Genomic DNA, 793 nt, shown 5'->3' on the forward strand with positions numbered 1-793 from the left:
GCAATATCCGGCGCGGCCGGAGAGGAACTTGCCATTGTTGAAAAATACGCCCGCTCCTCTGCAAAGGAATTCGGAATCTCTGCCGCCGGATCGGTGGAATCCTACAAACTGCTGCTGTCGCAGCTTTCGCCGGAGCTCACCAAGAAAGGCGAAGCTCTCAACCACATGGGGGAGAACGTCGCAACTCTTAGCAAGATGATGAAAGGCGATGCGACCGCCGCAGCCGAGGTTCTGACAACGGCGATGAACCAATACGGCGTATCGCTCGACGATCCTCTTGCGGCCTCCGACCGTATGTGGGAAATGATGAACACAATGGCCGCTGCCGCACGTGAGGGTTCTGCCGAGCTGCCCGCAATCAAGGTGGCTCTTGAACAGTGCGGTATGGCCGCGAAAGCCGCCGGAGTTTCCTTTGAGGAGACCAACGCCTCCATACAGGTTCTTGACAAGGCGGGCAAGAAAGGTTCGGAGGGCGGCGTGGCTCTGCGCAACGTGATGTCTACACTCGCGCAAGGCCGCTTTCTGCCAAAGGATGTGCACGAGGAACTCGCCGCAGCCGGGATAAGTGTAAACGACCTCACCGACAAATCAAAGTCTCTTGCCGAGCGTCTACAGGTACTCAAACCCGTAATGGCCGACGACGCTCTTTTCAGCAAATTGTTCGGCAAAGAGAACTCCGCCGCTGCAATGGCTCTCGTGCAGGGCGTTCCAAAGGTTCAGCAATGGACGGAGGCCATAACAGGCACGACCACCGCCATAGACCAGAGCCGTATTATAATGGACACCTACAACG

The 793-nt window shown here is 56.9% G+C and carries 1 protein-coding gene; it reads left to right on the forward strand.

Going from position 1 to position 793, the window contains the following annotated elements; genetic code table 11:
* On the forward strand, nucleotides 1–793 hold a 793-nt coding region (locus C5S62_RS05390), incomplete at both ends, for a phage tail tape measure protein (RefSeq protein ID WP_104404384.1).

This window comes from Prevotella sp. MGM2 (assembly GCF_002933955.1).
Taxonomy (GTDB): Bacteria; Bacteroidota; Bacteroidia; order Bacteroidales; family Bacteroidaceae; genus Alloprevotella.